We start from the raw sequence: 18734 nt of genomic DNA on the forward strand, positions 1-18734 counted from the left end.
GGCCGGTGCGGCGGTCCGGGCCCCGGCGCCGGTCGAGCGGGCGCGGGGCGCCTGTGCGGCGGGCCGGCTACGCGGCGGAGACGCCGAGGAAGGACAGGCCGGTGGTGGGCAGCGGCTTGAAGCCGGCCAGCTTCTTGTCGCTCCACGCGGTGGGCAGCTTGCGGTGCACCACCGGGTACAGCACGGCCTGTTCGGCGACCAGGTCGATCACCTGGTTCCACAGCGCGGAGCGGGCCGCGGCGTCGGCGGTCCGGGCGGCCTGGTCGAGCAGGCCGCGCACCTGCTGGTCCTCGGACGAGCCGGCCCAGCGGAAGCGCTTGGTGGTCCACACGCCCTCGCCGTAGAACCAGCGCAGCAGCAGGTCGACGTCGTTGCCGAACACCGACGGGTCGCCGGGCGCGGCCATCACCCCGAAGTCGCCCGCGTCGACCTTCTTGTACTGGCCGGAGGAGTCGCCGATGTCGAGCGTGGTCTTCACGCCGACCGCGTCCCAGCTCTCCTTGATCAGCGGCGCGATGTCGTTGACCCAGCCGGTGTTGGTGGTCAGCAGGGTCACCGACAGCCCGCTCGCCCCGGCCTCCGCGAGCAGCGCCCTGGCCTTCTCCGGGTCGTGCCCGTAGACAGTGGCCGCCCGGTGGTAGTCGGGGTGGCTGGGCTGCAGGTAGCTGGTGGAGGCGATGCCGTTGCCGTACATCGCGGTGGCGACGATCTTGTCGACGTCCAGCGCGTAGTGCAGCGCCTGGCGCACCCGCTTGTCGTCGAACGGCTTGCGGGCGAAGTTGAACATCAGGAACAGGTTGCCGAAGCTCTCCACCGACTCGGTGACGGCCTTGCCCTTCAGCCCGGCCACGTCGACGTACGGCACGTCCTCGATCGCCTGCACCCGGCCGGAGACCAGCGAGGAGACCCGGGCGGTCGGGTCGGAGGTCAGCCGCCACACCATGGCCGCGGCCTTGGCCGGGCGCGGGCCGTTGTAGGCGTCGTGCCGCTGGAAGGCGATCTTGTCCTGCCGGGTCGCCTCGACCACCTTGTACGGGCCGGAGCCGGTGGGCTTGGCGTCGAACGCCTTCTGGTCGGCCTCGACGACCTTCTTCGGGACGACCTTGACCACCGAGATGCGGGTGGCGAACAGCGGGAACGCGTACTTCAGCCTGAACTCCACGGTGCCGGAGTCCACCGCGGTGACGGTGTCCAGGAACGGCAGGAACTGCACGATCAGCGAGGAGTTGGCCGGGTCGAGGATCCGGCCGAAGGAGAACACCACGTCCTCGGCGGTGACCGGCGAGCCGTCGTGGAAGGTCGCGCCGGAGCGCAGCCGGGCCCGCCAGGTGGTGTCGTCGACCTGCTGCGGCATCGCGGCGGCGAGCGCCGCGTACGGCTCGCGGGTGGCCGGGTCGAGGTCGACCAGGCCCTCGAAGACGTGCAGGTTGGCGGCCACGGGGGTGGCGCCGGAGGAGGTCATCGGGTCGAAGCCGGTGGACAGCGCGTACGAGATGCCGGCCTCGATGGTGCCGTTGCTGCCGCCCTCGGCGTCGCCGCCGGAGGTGGAGCCCGCGGCGGTGGAGGACGGGCCGCCGCAGGCGGCGACCGAACCGGCGATCGCGGTGGCGGTGGTGAGGGCGCCGACCAGGCGCAGGAAGCCGCGGCGGTCGACTTCCTTGGACGTCCGTTCCAGCACGGGAGCTCCTTGTGGGGGGAGTGCGGGGTGAGGGGGTGTCACCTCGCGGTCCGGACAGCGGAACCGCGGGGGAGAGTGCCGGGTCGGAATCCCGGGCGGATCGAGCGGATTCGAGCGGAAGAGAAGCAGCTCATCTGTCATCAGACATCTGATGTCTGAGCTGTTAGGGTGTGAACGTAGCCGCCGCCACAGGGGAGGGTCAAGGGATGACGACCGCCGCAGGTTCACGATTCGGCAACGGCCCGCAACGCCGGGCCGACCCGCCGACCTGGGCGTTCCGCCCCGGACCCGGCCCGGCGAAGCCGCCGGTGGTGGACCAGATCAAGGCGTACATCCTGCGCGGCCGCCTCAGGCCCGGGGACCCGCTGCCCAGCGAGAACGAGCTCTGCGAGATCTTCGGCGCCGGCCGCTCCAGCGTCCGCGAGGCGATCAAGGTGCTGGACGCGCTGGACATCGTCCAGGTCCGGCACGGCCACGGCACCTTCGTCGGCCGGCTCAGCCTCTCCGCCCTGGTGGAGAGCCTCAGCTTCCGCGGCCTGCTCAGCCCCGACGACGACTTCCGGGTGCTCTCCGACCTGGTCGACGTCCGGGAGCTGTTCGAGCGCGCCATGGCGGGCCGGATCATCGACGCGCTGCTCCCCGTCCACCTGGATCAACTCGCCCACCTGGTGGGGGAGATGGAGGCCGGGCTGCGGCTCGGACAGGACATCGTGGCGGCCGACCGCAGCTTCCACGCGCTGCTGCTCCAGCCGCTCGCCAACGAGCTGGTCGCCCAGCTCTCCTCGGCCTGCTGGGAGGTGCACGCGGTGGTCGCCCCGCACCTGAACATCGTCACCGCGCAGGACGAGGCCGACACCGTCGAGGCCCACCGCGCCATGGTCGAGGCGCTGCGGATCGGCGACGCCCGCCGCTTCACCGAGGCCGTGCGCCGGCACTACGTCCCGGTCCGCCGCCGGATCGCCGCCGCCCGCGCGGAGGCCGTCGCCAACCGGGCCTAACCCCCGGGGCAGGTCGACAGACGTCTGATGTCTGACCTACGATCCGGGTGCTTCCCGCCGCCGCGCCCCCTCCCGGAGACACCCGTGCCGCTCACCGACCTCACCCTCGACGAGTGCCTCGCCTACCGCCCGCACCTGCCCGAACCCGCCGACCTGGACGCCTTCTGGCGGCGCACCCTCGCCGAAGCCGGCCCCGCCGTCCAGCGCCCCGACCTCACCCCCGTCGCCAACGGCCTCGCCCTGGTCGACACCTACGAGCTCACCGTCCCCGGCTTCGGCGGCCACCCCGTCCACGGCCGGCTCCACCTCCCCGCCGGGGCGGGCGGCCCGCTCGGCTGCGTGGTCGAGTACCTCGGCTACGGCCGCGGCGTCGGACTCCCGCACGAGAACCTCACCTACGCCTGCGCCGGCTACGCCCACCTGGTCATGGACACCCGCGGCCAGGGCTGGTCCGCCGCCCCCGGCCGCACCGACGACCCCGCCCCCCAACTCGCGGGCGCCGTACCCGGATTCCTCACCCGCGGCCTCGACCACCCCGACGACTACTACTACCGCCGGGTCTACACCGACGCCGTCCGCTTCCTGGCCGCCGCCCGCACCCTCCCGCAGGTCGACCCGGCCCGGATCGCCGTCACCGGCATCAGCCAGGGCGGCGGCATCTCCCTCGCGGCGGCCGCACTCACCGACGGCCCGCTGGCCGGCGTCCTGCCCGACGTCCCCTTCCTCTGCGACTTCCCGCGCGGCGTCCGCACCGCCCCCCAGCCCCCGTTCACCGAGATCGCCGAGTACCTGCGCCTGCACCGCGACCGCACCACCCGCACCTTCGCCACCCTCGCCTACTTCGACGCCGCCCTGCTCGCCGCCCGCATCCAGGCCCCCGCCCTGTTCTCCATCGCCATGATGGACCCGATCTGCCCGCCCTCCGGCTGCTTCGCCGCCTACCACGCCCACCCCGGCGAGAAGTCGCTGCGCGTCTACGAGTTCAACGGCCACGAGGGCGGCGGCGAGGTCCACCTCGCCGCCAAACTGGCCTGGCTCCGCGAGCGGATCGGCTGACGGGAGCCCGCCCCGACGACCCGTGGGAAAACCGTGCCCGCCCGTGGGGCGGTGGGCCGCGTCGGGCAGTCCTCTCGGACCCCCGTGGCGCGTGGCCGGTCCGCCCCCGCGGCCGTTGTCCTGGGCGGCCGTTGTCCTGGGCGGGCGGTGGCCGCGGGGCGGGTGGTCAGCCGAGCGGGGCGAGTGCCATGTCGGCGGTGCCCTTGCCGGGGGTGTTGGTGCAGCGGCGGTCGCCGGCCTGTTCCTGGAGCTGGAGGGTCAGGCAGGTGCCGAGGGCCTGCTGGCCGAAGAAGTTGGGGTGCAGGGACTCCTGGACCTGGCCGCGGACGAGGCCGGTGGACACGAAGCGCATCCACTCGCTGCTCTCGGCGGCGGGCGGGTGCTCGGCGTCGGCGAGCCGGGTGGTGGTGGAGCAGACCTCGCGGCCCTCGAAGGCGCCGGACAGGTCGAGGAACTCCGCTCCGGCCTCGTGGGCGGCCTCGGCGACGGTGGCGCTGACCTGGGGGACGAGGCTGTCGTGGGCCCAGGTGAGGTCCTTGTCGAAGAACGGGCAGCCGCCCGGGACGAAGCGGTCGTACTTCTCCCCGGCGTAGCGGACGCGGGCAGCATCGGGCAGCGGGGACGGGTAGGACTGCAGGACGAGGCGGTAGGAGCCGGGCTGGTGCCCGGCCCGCTCCATCGCGGTCTTCACGTCGGTGAGGGTGTCGGCGGCGGCCTGCTTCACGGCGGGCAGGCGGTCCTTGACGAGCTTGTCGGCCGCGGGCGCGCACGGGGAGCCGCCGAAGGGCTTGAGGAACTGCTTCGTGCACTCGGTGATGATGTCGGAGAACCCGAGGTCGTTGCCGCCGATCGACACCACCACCGCGCGCACCGGCTGCCCGGTCACCGCGTCCTGGAGCTGCTGGGCCTGCGAGGGCTCGCCCTTGAACGCCTCGCCGCCGTTCTCCGGCAGCTTCACGGCCGCCGACGTCGCGCCGGAGCAGGCCAGGTTGAGCTTGCGGACGTCGAGTGCGAGGGACTGCACCTCGGCGACGTCGGAGCGGTTGCAGCCGTTGTCGTAGGAGGTCCCGTAGACCTTGTGCGCGTCGCTCGCGTCGGCCGCCTGGTCCCAGGCCCGGTCGGTGCCGTCCTGGCTGTAGCGCAGGTTCGCACTGTTGCCGGCCCAGCGGCCCGCCTCGCCGGAGATGTAGCTGTCGCCCAGCGACACCACCCACGGCGCGTCCGCCGCCACCGCCCGCTCCGACGCCCCCGCGGGCACCACGCCCGTCACACCCGCCACACACACCGCGGTGGCCGCCACCGCAAGTCCCTTGCCGTGCCACGAAGAAGAAGTCATACCGCCAGGAATCGGCAGCACGACGGCGCGACGTTACGCACCGGGCATGGTTTGCAGTCGAATGGATCAGGCGAACAAGCCCTCGCCTCCGCGGCCCTGGCCACGCGCCGGGAACAGGCCCGTCAGCAGGCCGCGGAGCCGGTTCACGGCCCGGATGCGGTCGCGGACCAGGTCGGTGCGGCGGGCGGTGGCGGGCCGGAGCTCGGTCAGCTCCCCGCCGGCGACGTTGACTGGCACCAGATCGTGGCACATGCGGGCCTGCTCGGCGCAGCTCGGGCCCGTCGTTGGCGACGCGGCGCGAGAGCGGTTTGCCGCCCTCGGCGTTCAGCGCCACGCAGTGGCGGTGCCTCCCGCCCGCGTCGGCGTCGTCCTATCCGGCGATGTGCTCGCAACTCCCCATGAGCGGCCGGGTCGTCGAGAAGGTAGGACATCTCAGGGTGCTGGAACGTCAAGCTGGGGGGAGCCGGACCACACCGACCCATGTGGATCGGGACCAGGCATCCACCACGGCAGGCAATCCCGGAGCGACCTTCCACCGGGCGCTCCGGAACTGACTGCACATCGGATCAGGTCAGACCGACGACAGGAGACACCCATGCCCATCGAGACCCTGCACGTCCCCACCCCGGACGGCCCGGCCGACGCGATCGTCGCCTTTCCCGACGGCGGCGGACGGCACCCCGGCGTGCTGATGTATCCGGACGGGTTCGGCATCCGGCCCGCGCTGCGCGAGCTGGCCGCCGAACTGGCCGGGCACGGCTACAGCGTGCTGGTGCCGAACGTCTTCCACCGGCACGGCCCGACCCCGCTGCTCGACCTGCCCGAGCACATCGACCGGGACGCCCGGCCCGCGATCTTCGCCCGGCTGATGCCGATGATCGAGGCGCACACCACCGAGCTGGTCCGCCGCGACGCCGGGCCCTACCTCGACGCCCTCGCGGCCCGGCCGCAGACCGCCCCCGGTCCGGTCGGGGTGACCGGCTACTGCATCGGCGGCCTGTACGCGGTGCACACCGCCGCCGCCCACCCCGACCGAGTGGCCGCCCTCGCCGCGTTCCACGCCCCCGTGGGCGCCGCCGGCCCGGAGAGCTTCCGCCGGATCACCGCCCGGGCCCACTTCGGCCACGCCGCGGGCGACCTGACGCCCGAGCAGTTCGAGTCGCTGGAGCGGGAGTTGGACGCCGCCGGGGTCGACCACCGCTCCGAGATCTACCCCGGCACCGTCCACGGCTTCACCATGCCCGACACCGACGCCTTCGACCCCGCCGCCCTCCGGCACCACTGGGACCGCCTGCTCCCGCTGCTCGGCGCCACCCCCACCGACTGAGCCGGCTGAACCGACTGCCCCGACTGGGCCCGCCGGGGCGGTCGGGGCGGTCGGTGGCGGTCCGTCACTTCCCCGCCAGGCGGGCGTACTCCCAGGGGTCGTGGGCGCTGAAGGGCACGACCCGCCCGCCGTGGTTGCGGACCAGTTCGCGCAGCCGGGCCTGGTTGCCCAGGCGCAGCGGCCGGTCGACCTCGGTGAGTTGCTGCAGGACGTCCATGCCGGGGTGGCCCTCGGGCCGGTCCGGGTCGATCTCGCGGTGGAAGTAGTAGGCGTCCCCGCAGTGCAGCAGCCAGCGCTCGGCGCCGCGGTCCCGGACCGCGACCGCGGCGTGTCCGGCGCTGTGCCCGCCGAGCGGGACGATCGCCAGGTCCTCGGCGAGGCGCGGCAGCGGGCGGACGGCGTCGAACCCGAACCAGGGCTCCGCGGGGGCGGGCCGGTGGGTCGTCCACCGGGGGCGGTGCGCCCAGTGGGCGGGGCGGTAGCGGATCCGGTCCTCGGGGTGGGGGCCGGGGGCGCCGAGGGCGGCGCGCTGCTCGGCCGCCAGCAGGTGGACCTCGGCGCCGGGGAAGTCCGGCAGGCCGCCGGCGTGGTCGAGGTCGAGGTGGGTGAGCAGGACGTGCCGGACGTCGCGCGGATCGTGGCCGAGTGCGCGGACCTGGTGCAGGGCGGTCTCCGCGAGGTCGAGCGCGGGTTGGGCGCGCCCTCGGAACTCGGGCCCCAGCGTGTGCTCGGGGTCGGCGACGTCGGCGGTGCCGAGCCCGGTGTCGACCAGGACCAGGCCGTCCCGGTCGGTCTCCAGCAGCAGGCAGTGGCAGACCGCCGGGCGGCGCTCGCCCCGGTGCTCGACGGTGCGCAGTGAACCGCAGTTGAGATGGTGGATCCGCACGTCCCCTCCTCGGGGGAGTGGCCGTCCGCCACGGGAGATAGCGAACGACCGATCGTTAATAGCGAACGGTCGTTAGGTTAAGCTCGTTCCATGAGTCCGCGCAAGTCCGTCGCCGAAGCCACCGCCACCCGCGCCCGGATCCTCGACCGCACCCTCGCCCTGGCCGTCGTCGCCGGACTGGAGGGCGTCACCATCGGGGCGCTCGCCGACGACCTGGGGATGAGCAAGGCCGGGGTGATCGGCCCGTTCGGCACCAAGGAGGAACTCCACCTCGCGGCCGTGGACGAGGCGGTGGCCCGCTTCCGGGCGGCGGTCCTCGCCCCGCTGTCCGGCGCCGACCCCGGCACCGGACGGCTGGTCCGGGCCCACGACGCCTGGTTCGCCTACATGACCGCCGACGGACACGCGGGCTGCTTCCTCACCGCCGTCGCCGCCGAGTACGACGCCCGCCCCGGCCCGGTCCGCGACCGGGTCCGCGCGGCGCTCGCCCGCTGGGACGCCTTCGTCCTCGGCGAACTCGACGCGGGCCTCGCCGCCGGCGAACTGCCGCCCGGCACCGAGACGGCGCAACTGCTCTTCGAGCTGCGCGGCGTCGCGCTGGCCGCCGACCAGGGCATCCAGCTCTGGCAGGACCCGCAGGCCGCCACCCGCGCCCGCCGCGCCGTCCGCCGCCTCCTCGCGCCCGCCTGACGCCCCGTCACCGCCGCACTACGTCACCGCCGCACCAGGCGCCGGTGGCGGACCGCTTGCCAGCGGGCCCGGTGGAAGATCGGGTCGGCGGCGACCACGCACAGGGCGTGCATCGGGTCGTCGGTGCACTCGGGGTCGAAGAAGCCCGCCCAGTCGTCCCGGTAGCTCTCGCCGCGCCGGTGGACCTCGCGGTCGGTGGCGACGGACTCCCCGGCCCCGGTCAGCAAGTCGCCCATCCAGAAGAGCAGTTCGGGGCGGGCCAGGACGAAGGACGTCCCGGCGTGCTCGGCGTACCGGGCCGGGTGGCGGTCGGCCAGCCGGCGGACGTCGTCCGGGCGGTCGGCGGGGCGCGGGGCCGGGGCGGTGACCGTCAGCGGGGCGGCGGCGCGGCGCGGGGCGCGGCGCAGGGCGGGCCAGTCGGACGGGCGCAGGCCGGTGTCCGTGCGGGCCACCAGCAGGGAGGTCGTCCGGGCGTCCAGCGGGCCGGGGCCCGGCGGGGCCGGGACGTGCAGCGCGCTGTGCGGGCTGGTCGCGGCGAGCCGGAACAGGGCGCCCAGGCGCAGCAGGTCGGCGCGGCTCGCGTACAGGAACGCGACCGTGGGGTCGGGCGGGTGGAAGAAGGTGCTGCCCAGCATCGCCCCGGTGTCCAGCACCCGGCGGAGGTGCGCCCCGGTGGACACCGGCCGGCCGGTCACCCGCAGCCGCATCCGCCCACCACCGCCCGCACCGCCACCGCCCGTACCGGCACCGCCCGCCCCGTCGCCCGTCATGCGCCGAGTACAGCACGCGGCCCGCCGGGCGGGCAGCCCGTTTTCGGTGGCGGCGGAGCCCGGGGCGCCCCACCGCCGGCTCCACCCCGGTCTGCCTGCCCGTTTAGTCGATGTGCATCGGCCTGCCCCATGCTCGTGCCCGCCAGCAGCACTGGAGGAGGAACAGATGACCACTGCCGCCCAGCCGGCGAACACCAAGGCCCTCGCTCCCAACACCGGCAGCACCGTGCCCGGTAAGAACGACTGGGCGGTCCTGCCGATCACCAAGGGCAAGGCGAAGTACTCCTTCCCGGCCGAGTGGGGGGACGGCGCGCTGCACCACAAGATCTCCAAGGAGAAGCTGGCCTCCGTGGCCGAGCAGGTCGCCCTCCTGTACACCAGCCAGCCCGCGGCGCTGCAGACCGCCGTGCGCGCCTTCTGGGCGCTCTGCTGGGAGTTGGCCGGCCAGCCGGTCACGGCGGCGGTGCGGGACGCGACGCCGAAGGTCAGCGCCCACCGGCTGCTGTGGAACCTGCCGATCAACCTCTCCCTGGGCCCCAAGAGCCCGGCCACCGACCCCGGCCAGGCCTTCGACCCCGACACCGTGCCCGACCCGCAGGCCCCCGGCAAGCGCGTGCTGGACGGCGTCAGCGCCAAGCTCCGGCTGCTGGAGGAGCGGTGGGACCGGGCGAGCGACGGCAACGCCGGGCTGGGCGACTTCAGGACGCCGGCCCTGTGGAACGACCTGACCGCCCTGCTCCGCGAGGCGCACCAGGAGGCCGACGAGGCAGGCCGCGAGGGACGGCTGCTCTACCCGCCGAAGACCGAGCAGTGGCTCTACGACGGCACCTCCCACCTGCGCAAGGGCCTGACCGAGTTCCTGAGCGCCGCGGCGGGCGAACAGCGCTTCCGGCGGGCCAGGTCGAACGCCCCCTCGATCGCGGCCCACAAGGACTCCGCCGCCGTGGCGGCCACCGCACAGGCCACCACCACCTACAAGGGGAAGTCCGTCACCCTCACGGTCACCGTCACCGGGGGAGCCGTCCACCACGTCGGCGAGCGCCACACCTTCACCTTCTTCGACTTCTCCGGCCGGCTCCGCCCGATCACCACCCTGTGGCCGGAGACCCCCACCTTCGCCGCCCTCACCGCCCTCGCCGGCCGACTGGCCCCGCACCTGGCCCGCATCTGCCTGGCGCACCTGGTCAACCTGGAGAGCGCCGACGCGGAGGACTGGCCGTACGACGACATCGAACTCGCCCAGCAGCCGGCCGGCGAGCACTGCGTCTACTTCGTCGCCGGCATCGAGGGCGTCGTCGGCACCGAGGCCACCGAGGACGACCCCGCCGCCGTTGCCGTCGACGTCGAGATCAAGACCTTCGCCCCCAACGACCACAGCGGCCCCGGCCTCCTCAAGCCCGACCTGGTCGCCATCGGAACGGCCCTGAAGGCCCGCCCGCAGTAACGGCGACCGGGTACCGCCCGGCGGCCGCCCGCGGACGCGACGGAGCCCGGGCCGCCTCCCCACGGGACACGGGCGGCCCGGGCTCCGCCGTGGTGCCGCCGCCCCCGACCGGCCCCGGACGGATTCCGGGCGGGGGCGACGAGCCTGTCGGCGCGTCAGCCGGTCAGCGCGTCAGCCGGTCTTCACGCTGCACGCGGTGCCGTTCAGGGTGAACGCGGTCGGGGCGGTGTTCGCGCCGCTCCAGCTGCCGTTGAAGCCGAAGGAGGCCGAACTGCCGGGCGCGATCGCCTTGTTGTAGCCCGCGTCGGTGACGGTGACCTGCGCGCCGCTCTGGGTGGCGTTGCCGTTCCAGAGCGAGGTGACGGTCTGTCCGCTCGGGAAGGCCCACTTCACCGTCCAGCCGTTGACCGCCGTGGTGCCCTTGTTGGCCACCGTCACGTTGGCGCCGAAGCCGCCGCCCCACTGGCTGGACACCGCGTAGGTGATCTCGCAGGAGGAGGTGCCGCTGCTCGGGCTCGACGAGGCGGAGGCGGACGGCGAGGGCGAGGAGGACGCCGAAGCGGACGGCGACGGGGACGGGGAAGCCGACGGGGAGGGCGAGTTGGAGGCCGAGGCGCTCGCGCTCGGGGAGGGCGAGACGCCGCCCGCCGTGTCGCCGTACACGATGCCGCGGCCGTTGGTGCCGACGTAGACCCGGCCGTAGATCCGCGGGTCGCCGGTGATCGCGCCGCCGGTCCAACCCCACTGGTGGGCGGCGTCGTTGATCCGGACCCAGCTGGCGCCCGCGTCGTCGGAGCGGTACAGGCCGCGGACGCCGCCGATCTTGGCGGAGGTGTACATCGCGGGGTAGGTCTTGCCGGGGGCGGCCTTGCCGAAGCCGATGTTGTCGGCCTGGTCGACGCCCGCCTGCTTGGTGAAGGTCGCGCCGCCGTCGGTGGAGTGCCACAGGCCGTAGCTGGTGGTGGCGGTGCCGCCGGCCAGCCAGACGTCGCCCTTCACGCCGGGGACGGCCTTGAAGCGGACGGACTCGGTGGGCAGGCCGCTCGCCTTGGCGGTGAAGGTGGCGCCCGCGTCGGTGGAGACGTAGAAGGTGCCGCCGGACCAGCCGTAGAAGGTCTTCGGGTCGACCCGGTCGGCCTGCACGCCCGCGCCCGCCGGGAGGCCGGCGGACGCCGTCCAGGAGCTGCCCGTGCCGGAGGTGCGGTACACGCCGGTGCCCTTCGGGCTCCACACGGTGGCCGAGCCGTCGGCCGAGATCGCCACCTGCCCGCCGCCGGTGACGCCGGACGGCTCGGAGGAGGCCGCGAACCAGTTGGCGCCGCCGTCCATCGAGAAGCCGATGTGCTTCTCGGTCGAACCGGACGCGGTCTCACCGACCCGCACCATGCTGGCCGGGGAGGACTCGGCGAAGTCCATCGAGGTGCCGGAGGTCAGGTTCGGCTGCGAGAAGATCTTCGCCGGGACCTTGGTCAGGTCGTCGTGCTTGAACCCGCCGAGGTCGCCCAGCGAGCTGAGCAGCGGCGCACCGGTCGGCGGCGAGACCAGGTCGTTGACCGCGGTCTCCTCCAGGCCCTTGACGACGGGGGCGATGCCGACCTTGGTGCCCTTGTCGAAGTTGGTCAGGTTCGAGGAGCCGTACAGCGTCGCGCCGGTGCCGTACATCATCCGGTCCGAGTCGAACGGGTCGATCTCCAGCGACTCGGTCATCCAGCCGAGCTTCGGCGACTCCTCCGGCGCGGAGACGTTCGCGTTGAAGGTCAGCCACGGCACCGAGGAGATGTCGATCGCGTACTGGTCGACCCGGGTCGGGTAGCCGTTGTACGACCAGAACGGCTTCCAGGTGGCGCCCGAGTCGGTGGAGCGCCAGATCTGGGTGTCCGGCCACCACGAGCTGTAGCCCGTCACCATCAGCACGTTGGGGTGCTGGCGGTCGACGGTCAGGCCCGAGTAGCCGAAGAAGTTGTTGCTGCTGTCCGAGGACGGCACCGGGCTGACGTTCGTCCAGGTGCCGGTGCCCGTCGCGTACTTCCACACGTCGCCGTGCGCGCCGTCGTACGGGCCGCCGGTGTCCGAGTACGAGACGAACAGGTTGCCGCCGGACGCGTCCAGGACCGCCTTGTGCGGGACGAAGCCGGTGGGCTGGCTGCCGATCCTGGTCCAGGTCGAACCGCCGTCGTCCGAGCGGTAGACGCTGTTCTGCTTGTCCGCGACGCCGACGTACATCGTCTTCGTCACGCCGTTGACGGTGCCGCTGCCCTGGTCGAAGACCTCCCACAGCACGCCCAGCGGGTCGCTCTGGTAGCCCGAGGTGTCGGTGGGGTCCGGCGCGTAGCTGCCGGTCACCGGGAACGCCGTCACCTGCGACCAGGTCACGCCGTAGTCGGCGCTGCGCCACAGGCCCTTGCCGCTGGGGGCGCCGAACCAGAGCACCGCGTCGTTGTTCGGGTCGATGGTCAGGCGCTCGCCCATGCCGCGGCCCGGCATGTTGCCGCCGATCTTGAACGGCAGGGTGGTGCGCTGCCAGGTCTTGCCCTGGTCCGAGGAGCGCAGGATCGCGCCGTTCGCCGGGTCCCAGCTGTTGGTGTAGGTGCCCCCCGCGACGTACACCCGCTTCGGGTCCTTGGCGTCGGTGGCCAGGCTGGCCACGCCGGTCAGGCCCCAGTCGTCCCAGCCCAGCGAGTCCAGCAGCGGGATCCACTGCTTGGTGGCCGGGTCCTGCCGGTACGCGCCGCCGATGTCGGTGCGGGCGTACACCAGGCCCTGCTGCCCCTGGTTGAAGACGATGCCCGGGATGAACCCGCCACCGCCGATCTGCACGTTGTTCCAGGTGTACGGCTGGCTCGCCGCGGTCGCCGCACCCGCCGACTCGGCCGCGCTGGCGGTCAGTTGGGGCAGCGCCGCGGTCGCCACGCAGGCGGCGAGGGCGGCTGCGGCGGCCACCGTCGCCAGCACCGGCCGGCGTCCGCGCACCGGGGGCCGCGAGGCGGCCCGGCGCTCCAGGGGGACAGGGGTCATGGGGGGCTCTCCTAGGTCACGGGTGGGGAGGACCAGAAAAGCCGCCCGGTCCACCCGGCCGACAACGACCGCGTTTCGAGGGCGTGTAAAGTCGCAGGTCAGTGCGGCGGCCGCGGTGAAAGTTACATCGCCCCTGCCCCCGAAAACCCCTCCGCGAGAGGTGGTTGACGCCCCGTCGAAACCTTTCGGGGCCCGCGTTCGACAGATATTCGACAGCTCTTTCGCCTGCGTGCGACCTGCTCGGCGGCCCCGTCCGGCACCCCGCCGGGGGCGCGTTCGACAGTCGTTCGACAGGCTTGTACCAGTGCCCGCCGCCCGGTGCGAACCGGCCCGGACGGCGGGGCGCCCGACCGGTCAGCCGAGCGGGCGGCCGGTGAACAGCCGGGCCAGCGCCGGGAGCAGCGCGGGCAGCAGCACCACGTTGGCGCGGTGCAGCGGCAACCGGAACACCGCTTCCCGCGTGCCGGTCCGGTACAGCGCCACCGAGCCGTTCTCCACCCGCACCGGGGCCAGCTCGCGCCAGGCCAGGTACTCGTTGCGCCCCTTCCAGCCGTTGCTGACCCGGGCGGCCAACCCGTCGCCGTCCAGCCGCAGTTCACCGATCAGGGTGGTCCCCCCGGTGGCGACCAGCTCGAAGTACTCCTCCAGCAGCCGTGGTTCGACGTACTGCTGGACCAGCTCGACCAGCGCCGTCCACTCCTGCGGCGGCCGGGCGTTCTTCCCGTACACCGAGAAGGGCAGACTGCTCAGCCGGCCGCTCGGCCCGGCCCCGAACCCGTACGTCGTCTCGTGCGAACTCGGCCAGAGGAAACGGTGGGTGACGGTCCGGGTCACCGAGTAGCAGACCCACTCGATGTCGTCGAGCGCCAGCGTCTCCTTGCCGTAGGTGATCCGGGAGGTGTCGGCGTACAGGCGGCGGCGCGGGGAGTCCAGGAGGACGCGGGGCACCGGCGGCTGCGGCGCGGGCACGGGCGCGGGCTTCGGCGCAGGTGCGGGTGCGGGTGCGGACGCGGGCTTCGGCGCAGGCGCGGGTGCAGGCGCGGGCGCGGGGGTCGGACCCGGGCGGTCGGCGGCCAGGTGGCGGGTCAGCCAGTCGGGGACGGCGGGGCGCGGGTAGGCGAACAGGTCCTCGCGGTAGTGGACGGCGGACAGCAGGTGTTCGGCGGGCAGCGGCTCCTCCCCGTAGTCGTAGTCGACCAGCACGCAGCCGAAGGTCAGCTCCGCGTCGGTCTCCACCAGCAGCCGGTACCAGGGCCCGTCGGCCGTCCGGGCGGCCAGGTGGCGCTGGCGCCGCACCAGGACCGCCAGCTTCTCCGGGACGCGGACCGAGGTCTCCCGGTCGCCGCGCCGGAAGCTCAGCCGGGTGATCTCGGCGCCGACGGTGCAGGAGAAGACGGCGGTCAGGCTCTCCCAGCCCTTCGGGCCGAGCAGGGCGAGCTGCTGCACGATCGGGTCGAGCAGTCCGGCGGCCCGCTTGATCAGGGTGGTCTCGGCGGGCCGGTCGACGGCGGTGGGTGCGGCGGGGGGCGCGCCGGGAGGCCGGGTGGCCGCCGCCCACAGGTCGGCCTCCTCGTCCCGGAGCGACTCCCCGTCCGGCACCCGGCGGATGAACGCCTCCTCGGCGCGGAAGCGTTCGCGCAGCACGCGCGGCGGCAGCGAGGTGGTGGCCTCCCGGATCCGGCCCAGGTCGCCGACCAGGAACACCGAGCGGCCCACCGGCAGGGACCCCGGGAACGCCGCCGGGTCGCCGTCGTCCGCCTCCACCGGCGCGTACACCGACCAGCCGCCGGGGAAGCGCTCGGCGACCAGCCGGTCCACCGGGTGGTCGGCGCCGGTCGCGGCGATCCGCTCGGCGACCAGCCGCAGCGCCTCGGTCCGCTCCAGCTCGCCGCGGGTGCCCGCCGGGGGCTCCCCGGCCAGCGGGTGGCCGGGGTCGTCGCGGCCCGGCCCCGGGTAGTGGTGCAGCAGCTCGAACCAGAGCAGCACCTCCTCCGCGGCCCGCCGGTCGACCTCGTCGCACAGCAGGTGCCAGTGGCCGCCGCCGTCGCGGCCGAACACCATCTGCCCGTCCTCGTGCACCACCTCCACGTACGGGGCCCCGCACTCGTCGCCGAACGCGCCCATCCGGGCCGCGTCCGGCCGCACGGTGTCGGCGCGGTGGCCGTGCACCACCCCCGTGGCGTCGAGCGCCATCACGTCGTACCGGGCCATCGGCGGCTCCCCTGTGGCCTGCCCCGCGCGCCGGTGCGAACGGGTGCATGGGCCAACGACCCTAGCCCGGCCGCCCGGCCGTCCGGGCGGCCTCCACGGAACCTCCAACTCCCTTGTCCTGCGAACTGTTTGACGGGCGACGAGTCAGCAGGACTGGCGCACCACCAGGTGGGTGGGCAGCACCACCGAGCGGCCCGGCGCCGGGTCCTGCAGCAGTTCCACCGCCCGGGCGCCCAGGTCCTCGACCGGCTGGCGGACGGTGGTCAGGCCCGGCCGGGCGGTCGCGGCGGCCGGGGAGTCGTCGAAGCCGATCACGGCGACGTCGTCCGGCACCCGCCGCCCGAGCCGGCGCAGCGCCCGCAGCGCGCCCACCGCCATCGCGTCCGAGGCGGCGAACACCGCGTCCACGTCCGGGTACTGGTCGAGCAGCCGGAGCATCGCGTGCTCGCCGGAACGCGACCCGAAGTCGCCGTACGCCACCGCGCAGCGGGTCGGGTCGCCCTGGTCGGCCAGCGCCCGCCGGTAGCCGGCCAGCCGGTCGGCGCCCGCGGCGGTGTCCGGCGGCCCGGCGATGGTGGCGATCCGCCGCCGCCCGGCCCGGTGCAGCAGGTTCACGGCGGCCCGCGCCCCGCTCAGGTTGTCGGCGTCCACGTGCGCCAGCCGCTGCGACTGCGGCGGCCGCCCCAGCGACACCACCGGCACGCCCGCGGCCTGCAGCAGCCCGGGCAGCGCCGGGTCGCCCCACCGGCCGACCAGCAGCACGCCGTCCACGTGCCCGCCGCACAGGTAGCGCACCAGCGACGGCCGGGCCGGCCCCGGACCCGCCGTCAGCACCACCAACTCCCGGTCCGGGACGACCCGCTGCGCGCCCGCCAGCAGCCGCACCGGGAACGGGTCGGCGTGGAAGCGCAGCACGTCCGCGAACGCCACCACGGCGATCGCCCCGGTGTCCCGGGCCGTCGCCGCGGGCGCCCGGCGGCGGACGTAGCTCAACTCGCGGGCCGCGCACTCGACGCGCGCCGCGATCTCGGCGGACACCGGCGCGGACCGGTTCAGCACCCGGGACGCGGTCGCGCTCGACACGCCCGCGCGGGCCGCGACCTGGGCCAGCGTCGGACCGGGGGGCGCGCTCGGCGCCTCGTTCGGCCCGGGGGCCGGGAACGGGACGGTGCCGCCCGGCTGGCGGGTGGCACCGATCGGGTGGGGGAGCGGGTGAACGGGCAACACGGTCGCCCTTCCTGACACGGGGTGGGGGAGTCCGTGGCCACCCGCCCGGGGCCATCGGTGACCGCACCGTAGGGGCCTGGTCGGTGGACCGTCAAGGGATTCGACACGACCTCCTCGCCGCCTCCCCCCGCCTTCCGGCCATGCTCCGCCCCGCCTCCGTCCCACCCCGCGGACCAAGATCACCAGGCCGGGCCGGTCCCCGCCCGGCTCCCCGCCCCGGTCCGTGCCCGGCCGGAACGGCCCCCGGGGCCCGCCGCGGACCGGCCCGGCCGTCTCACCATCCGGTCGGCGACGCCCCGCCGCCGACCCGCGCGGCGCCGGCGGGAAGTGACGGACCGTCGCCCGCGCCGCCCGCCGCCCGCCCGGGTGCGGAACCGGCCCGGTGCTAGGCTCCGGCTTTCGTCCGGGCCGGTGCCCGGCCCGTGCGGGGCCGGCACCCACAGGGGAGAGCAGGAGCCGAAGTGTTCGCAGTACGCAGTGCCAAGGCCGCGTCGATAGCCGTGGCCGCCGCCGCGGCCGCCGTCCTGACGGGGTGCAGCGCCGAGGTGCACGTGGGCACCACCCAGTCCACCACCGCCGCCGCCCCGTCCCCCTCCTCGACCGCCACCACGGGCGCCGCGGACAGCGCGGCCCCCACCGACGGCGCGAGCCCCACGGGCGGTGCGGTGGCCGAGGGCGACGGGGGCGACGCGGCCCTCCCCAAGGTCTCCGCCGCCAAGGTCGCCAAGACCACGGCCCAGAAGCTCGCCGCCGCCCGCAGCAAGGCCGAGCCGAAGGTCACCTGCCCCGACGACCTGCTCGGCAAGGTCGGCACCGTCCTGCGCTGCCAGCTGGTCGCCGACGACGGCAGCACCCTGGGCATCACCGTCACCGTCACCGCGGTCCGGGGCACCAACGTCAACTTCGACATCAAGGCCGACGACAAGGCCACCCCGGCCGCCGCCTCCTGACCCGCTCACGCCCCGCTCACGCCCCGCCGCGCGCCCCGTACCCGACCGGCACGGGGGCGCGCAGCGGGGCGGCGGCGTTCCCGGGCGGCAGCCGGCCGGGAGCCGGGGGAGGCCCGGCAGCGCCGGAGGTCCGTGACCGCGTGGAGCCCCGCCCCCCGGAACCCCTGTCGGGCCGCTCCGCCCCCGGCCTACACTCGCCCCCGTGACCAAGGACCTGAAGTGCACCCACTGCGGGAACCCCGGACTCGACCAGGGCTTCCTCGAGGACAGCGGCGAGCACAGCCACGGCGACACCCGCTGGATCGCCGGCCCGCTGGAGCGCGGCGTCTTCGGCCGGGCCAAGCGCCTGGGCCGCCCCCGCTTCCAGCTCGACGCCTTCCGCTGCCCGAACTGCGGCCACCTGGAACTGTTCGCCCGTCAGGAACTCGGCTGACCGGCCGGGCCCCCGCGCCGCCGACCGCCCCTGCCCCGGAGGCACCGTGAAACTGCTCCTCACCTCTGCCGGAGTGAAGAACCCCAGCATCCGGCGGGCCCTGGTCGACCTGCTGGGCAAGCCGATCGAGGAGGCCGACGCCCTGTGCATCCCCACCGCGGGCTACGGCCACCCGATGGGGAGCCCGGCCGGGGCCTGGCGCTTCGTCACCGGGCGCTCCACCACCCCGATGTGCGAACTCGGCTGGAAGTCCATGGGCGTCCTGGAGCTCACCGCGCTGCCCAGCATCGGCACGGAGCGCTGGCTGCCCTGGGTCGAGCAGGCCGACGTCCTGCTCGCCAACGGCGGTGACGCGCTCTACCTGTGCCACTGGATGCGCCAGTCCGGCCTCGCGGAACTGCTCCCCTCCTTCCCCGGGAAGACCTGGGTCGGGCTGAGCGCCGGCAGCATGGTGATGACGCCCCGGATCGGCGCGGACTTCGTCGGGTGGGAGCCGCCCGGCGGCGGCGACGAGACCCTGGGCCTGGTCGACTTCTCCCTCTTCCCGCACCTCGACCACCCGGCCCTGCCGGAGAACACCGCGGCCGACGCCGAACGCTGGGCCGCCGCCCTGCCGAACCCGGCCTACGCCATCGACGACGAGACCGCGGTCCAGGTCGTCGACGGCGCCGTCGAGATCGTCTCCGAGGGCCACTGGCGCCGCTTCTGAACGG

15 protein-coding genes and 1 pseudogene are annotated in these 18734 nt (G+C 74.5%); 8 read left to right on the plus strand and 8 right to left on the minus strand.

Going from position 1 to position 18734, the window contains the following annotated elements; genetic code table 11:
• Positions 1-67: 67 nt before the first annotated feature.
• Positions 68-1678: an ABC transporter substrate-binding protein gene (locus EDD39_RS20565; RefSeq protein WP_123558076.1), complete on the minus strand. Its 1611-nt coding sequence runs from the start codon at positions 1676-1678 to the stop codon at positions 68-70.
• Between the two features lie 206 nt (positions 1679-1884).
• Here EDD39_RS20565 and EDD39_RS20570 point away from each other — a divergent pair, with 206 nt between their 5' ends.
• Positions 1885-2676 (plus strand): FadR/GntR family transcriptional regulator, encoded by a 792-nt coding sequence (locus tag EDD39_RS20570; RefSeq protein ID WP_244256848.1) that lies wholly within the window; start codon positions 1885-1887, stop codon positions 2674-2676.
• An 84-nt stretch (positions 2677-2760) separates the two neighbouring features.
• The gene (locus EDD39_RS20575; protein WP_123558080.1) at positions 2761-3732 is read left to right on the plus strand and encodes an acetylxylan esterase; all 972 of its coding nucleotides are present in this window, start codon (positions 2761-2763) and stop codon (positions 3730-3732) included.
• Positions 3733-3898: 166 nt separating this feature from the next.
• Here EDD39_RS20575 and EDD39_RS20580 read toward each other — a convergent pair whose 3' ends face one another.
• Entirely contained in the window at positions 3899-5068 is a 1170-nt protein-coding gene (locus EDD39_RS20580; protein WP_123558082.1) for a GDSL-type esterase/lipase family protein, read from the minus strand.
• 66 nt (positions 5069-5134) lie between these two features.
• A pseudogene (locus EDD39_RS20585) lies at positions 5135-5323 on the minus strand (IS110 family transposase); the annotation flags it as partial.
• A gap of 340 nt (positions 5324-5663) precedes the next feature.
• Here EDD39_RS20585 and EDD39_RS20590 point away from each other — a divergent pair.
• On the plus strand, positions 5664-6395 hold the full coding sequence (locus EDD39_RS20590; RefSeq protein WP_123558086.1) for a dienelactone hydrolase family protein: 732 nt from the start codon (positions 5664-5666) through the stop codon (positions 6393-6395).
• 64 nt (positions 6396-6459) lie between these two features.
• On the opposite strand, the gene EDD39_RS20595 is transcribed toward EDD39_RS20590, so the two are convergent.
• Positions 6460-7281: an MBL fold metallo-hydrolase gene (locus tag EDD39_RS20595; RefSeq protein ID WP_123558088.1), complete on the minus strand. Its 822-nt coding sequence runs from the start codon at positions 7279-7281 to the stop codon at positions 6460-6462.
• 90 nt (positions 7282-7371) lie between these two features.
• Here EDD39_RS20595 and EDD39_RS20600 point away from each other — a divergent pair, with 90 nt between their 5' ends.
• Positions 7372-7971 (plus strand): TetR/AcrR family transcriptional regulator, encoded by a 600-nt coding sequence (locus EDD39_RS20600; protein ID WP_123558090.1) that lies wholly within the window; start codon positions 7372-7374, stop codon positions 7969-7971.
• Positions 7972-7994: 23 nt separating this feature from the next.
• On the opposite strand, the gene EDD39_RS20605 is transcribed toward EDD39_RS20600, so the two are convergent.
• Positions 7995-8741, minus strand: coding sequence for a hypothetical protein (locus EDD39_RS20605; RefSeq protein WP_123558092.1), 747 nt, complete (start codon positions 8739-8741; stop codon positions 7995-7997).
• 166 nt (positions 8742-8907) lie between these two features.
• Between EDD39_RS20605 and EDD39_RS20610 the strand changes: the two genes are divergently transcribed.
• The gene (locus EDD39_RS20610; RefSeq protein ID WP_123558094.1) at positions 8908-10185 is read left to right on the plus strand and encodes a hypothetical protein; all 1278 of its coding nucleotides are present in this window, start codon (positions 8908-8910) and stop codon (positions 10183-10185) included.
• Positions 10186-10356: 171 nt separating this feature from the next.
• Here EDD39_RS20610 and EDD39_RS20615 read toward each other — a convergent pair whose 3' ends face one another.
• The 3 genes from EDD39_RS20615 to EDD39_RS20625 form a co-directional block, all read right to left on the minus strand.
• The gene (locus EDD39_RS20615; protein ID WP_123558096.1) at positions 10357-13200 is read right to left on the minus strand and encodes a cellulose binding domain-containing protein; all 2844 of its coding nucleotides are present in this window, start codon (positions 13198-13200) and stop codon (positions 10357-10359) included.
• 354 nt (positions 13201-13554) lie between these two features.
• Positions 13555-15411, minus strand: a complete 1857-nt coding sequence (locus EDD39_RS42130; RefSeq protein ID WP_123558098.1) for a hypothetical protein — start codon at positions 15409-15411, stop codon at positions 13555-13557.
• A gap of 144 nt (positions 15412-15555) precedes the next feature.
• Complete coding sequence (locus EDD39_RS20625; RefSeq protein ID WP_244256851.1) at positions 15556-16638, minus strand: LacI family DNA-binding transcriptional regulator; 1083 nt, start codon at positions 16636-16638, stop codon at positions 15556-15558.
• Positions 16639-17099: 461 nt separating this feature from the next.
• On the opposite strand from EDD39_RS20625, the gene EDD39_RS41115 reads away from it, so the two are divergent.
• The 3 genes from EDD39_RS41115 to EDD39_RS20640 all read left to right on the plus strand — a co-directional run bounded on the left by EDD39_RS41115 (position 17100) and on the right by EDD39_RS20640 (position 18730).
• The gene (locus tag EDD39_RS41115; protein WP_244256854.1) at positions 17100-17588 is read left to right on the plus strand and encodes a DUF4333 domain-containing protein; all 489 of its coding nucleotides are present in this window, start codon (positions 17100-17102) and stop codon (positions 17586-17588) included.
• A gap of 202 nt (positions 17589-17790) precedes the next feature.
• A complete protein-coding gene (locus tag EDD39_RS20635; protein WP_051816860.1) occupies positions 17791-18021 on the plus strand; it encodes a hypothetical protein in 231 nt (76 codons plus the stop codon).
• A gap of 46 nt (positions 18022-18067) precedes the next feature.
• The gene (locus EDD39_RS20640) at positions 18068-18730 is read left to right on the plus strand and encodes a Type 1 glutamine amidotransferase-like domain-containing protein (protein WP_123558100.1); all 663 of its coding nucleotides are present in this window, start codon (positions 18068-18070) and stop codon (positions 18728-18730) included.
• The last annotated feature ends 4 nt before the right edge of the window (positions 18731-18734 follow it).

The sequence above is a fragment of the Kitasatospora cineracea genome (assembly GCF_003751605.1).
GTDB classification, from domain to species: Bacteria; Actinomycetota; Actinomycetes; order Streptomycetales; family Streptomycetaceae; genus Kitasatospora; species Kitasatospora cineracea.